Below are 2,619 nucleotides of genomic sequence, written 5' to 3'. Positions count from 1 at the left end.
CTGCCGGACGGCCTGGCGACGCCGCTGGGCCGGTGGTTCACGGGCGGCCACGAGCTGTCCGGCGGGCAGTGGCAGCGGCTGGCGCTCGCGCGCGGCCTGATGCGTCCGGCGCCGCTGCTGACCGTCCTCGACGAGCCGACGGCGAGCCTGGACGCCGTCGCCGAGGCACGGCTGTTCGCGAGGTTCGCGGAGGTGTCCCGTGCCGGGCGCGAGGCGGGCGGTGTGACGCTGCTGGTCTCGCACCGCTTCTCCACCGTACGGATGGCCGACCTGATCGTCGTCCTGGACCAGGGCCGCGTCGCGGAGGTGGGCGGCCACGACGCGCTCCTTCGCTCCGGCGGCACCTACGCCCGGCTCTTCACCCTCCAGGCCCGCGCGTACCTCGACCCGCCGTGATCTCGTCGCGGTCCGCCGACGGCGAAGCGCGTGGCAGGCCGTACGGACGCGTGACAGGGTCCCGGTGAGGCGAGGAGGGCGCATGGCAGCGGCGGCGTACGACGCGATCGCGGACTGGTACGAGCAGGAGTTCCTCGGCGACCGGGACGACCCCGACCCGATCGGCGTCGATCGGGCCCTGCGCGACCTGCTCGGGCCGGGCTCGGGCACCTGTCTGGAGATCGGCTGCGGCACGGGCGTCCACGCGGCCACCGTCCGCGCGCTGGGCCGTACGCCGGTGGGGGTGGACCTGTCCGCGGGAATGCTCCACCACGCCCGGGGCCGCCTGCCGACCGCGCGCGGCGACGCCGAGCGCCTGCCGGTCCGCAGCGGATCACTGGACACGGTGATCGCCGTGATGGTGCACACGGACATGCCGGGCTATCCGGCCGTCCTACGCGAGGCCGAACGCGTGCTGCGTCCCGGCGGGGTGTTCGTGCACGTGGGGGTCCATCCGTGCTTCTGCGGCGGCTTCGCCGACCGTACCGACCCCGAGGCGGTGGTGATCCGCCGTGGCTACGCCGACGGCCACTGGACGAAGGCGTCATGGACGGACCAGGGCGTACGCGACAAGATCGGTGCCTCCCACTGGCCGCTGCCGGCCCTGCTGAACGCCTTCCTCGACGCCGGCCTGCCCCCGGAACGCTTCGCCGAGGGCGGCGGTCCGACCCCGGCGGTCTTCGCCGTACGGGCACGGAAGCCGCGAGAGTCCTGCGGCTGAGCCCGGCCCTCGATGACGGCCTTGGCGCGGCGGGAGGCCTGGCCCGTTCCGGACAGCCGGCGGCGCCAACCCGGCGACGGGCTCATCGGTCGTAATGGCGACGAACGCCTATAAACCGGGATACATCCCCCGGTGCGGGCATCCGCCATCCGAAGGAGATCCATGTCCATCTCGTCGAAGCGCGCCCTGGTCATCGGCGCCCTCGCCCTGCTGAGCCTCGGCGCCGTGACCGCCCCCGCCGGGGCCGCGGAGGAGGAGACCGGCTGGCGCATCGCCGCCCTCTCCCCCTCCTACACCGGAGGGGACGACTACCAGGACGTCACGGCGACCGGTCCCGACGACGCATGGGCGGTCGGAACCGCACCGTGCTGCGCCGCCGACGCCAGGAAGATCAGCCACTGGGACGGCACCGCATGGCGGCCCGTCACGCTGCCGGCGGCTCCGCAGGGCGCCGTGGAACCCACCCTGCGCTCGGTCGGGGCGTCGTCGACGGATGACGTCTGGGTGTTCGGCGACGGCGCGGACGGGCCGGGGTTCGCCCATCACTGGGACGGCGTGACGTGGTCGACGACGGTCTTCGGCGCGGAGGTCCGGATCAAGGAGACCGCGGTCCTCGGCCCGCGGGACGCCTGGTTCACCGGTCTGGAGTGGACCGAGCCCACCGGCGACCGGCCGATCGTCGAGCACTACGACGGCGACGGCTGGACGAGAACTCCCCTGCCGGACACGCTGGAGGATGTCAACGCGATCAGCGCCACCTCGGCGAACGACGTCTGGGCGATGGGATGGAGCGGGTCCGCACCGGTCACCCTGCACTGGGACGGGTCGGCGTGGCGCACGATCGGCCTCCCGGCACCCGACCTCGACGCGGGTTTCGGCGTGGCCGAGGGCGACATCCTCAGTGTCGGTCCCGACGACGCGTGGGCGAGCGGGATCCTGGTCGACGACGGCGTCCGGCCGGGCCCGGTGCTGTGGCACTGGAACGGCCGGCGCTGGCGCCTGGTGAACGTCGACTCGCCACAGGACTCACTCACCACACTGGCCCCTGACGGCCGGGGCGGCCTGTGGATGGTCTCCGCCGGCCCGCGTCCGACCGCCGACCTGCTGCACTACTCACGCGACGGCCTCACCCGCGAACCGGCTCCGGTCGAGCCCGGCACGACCGCCGACGTACGCGAGCTCACGCTCATCCCGGGCACGCACGCACTGTGGGGCGCCGCCACCCTGACGAACGACGACGGCCGGTCGGCGGCGGCCGTCTACCGCTACGACCCACCGGCGGCCTGACCCGCCGGCACGGCTCGGGGCGTCCCTGCGGCTACCGCGCCCCGAGGATCGACTTGGTGAGCTGGGCGCGGGCGATCGTCTGCTCGTCGGCCGCGGCGACCACGGACAGGAACGCGAGGCGCCGGGTGCGGCGGTCCAGCCGGCCGTGGACCTCGACCCGGTCGCCGTCCCTGGCC

Annotated in this window: 3 protein-coding genes; all 3 read left to right on the top strand. The window is 74.2% G+C overall.

Going from position 1 to position 2,619, the window contains the following annotated elements; all coding sequences use genetic code 11:
- Positions 1 to 396: ATP-binding cassette domain-containing protein (locus tag ACFFNX_RS47380; protein ID WP_378212973.1), on the top strand; the 396-nt coding region annotated here is incomplete at its 5' end.
- Between the two features lie 82 nt (positions 397 to 478).
- The gene (locus ACFFNX_RS47375; RefSeq protein WP_378212972.1) at positions 479 to 1,156 is read left to right on the top strand and encodes a class I SAM-dependent methyltransferase; all 678 of its coding nucleotides are present in this window, start codon (positions 479 to 481) and stop codon (positions 1,154 to 1,156) included.
- A gap of 162 nt (positions 1,157 to 1,318) precedes the next feature.
- Positions 1,319 to 2,443, top strand: a complete 1,125-nt coding sequence (locus ACFFNX_RS47370) for a hypothetical protein (protein ID WP_378212971.1) — start codon at positions 1,319 to 1,321, stop codon at positions 2,441 to 2,443.
- Positions 2,444 to 2,619 lie beyond the last annotated feature (176 nt).

Source organism: Actinoallomurus acaciae (genome assembly GCF_042429965.1).
GTDB classification, from domain to species: Bacteria; Actinomycetota; Actinomycetes; order Streptosporangiales; family Streptosporangiaceae; genus Actinoallomurus; species Actinoallomurus acaciae.
This window is presented reverse-complemented; position numbering and strand designations above follow the sequence as displayed.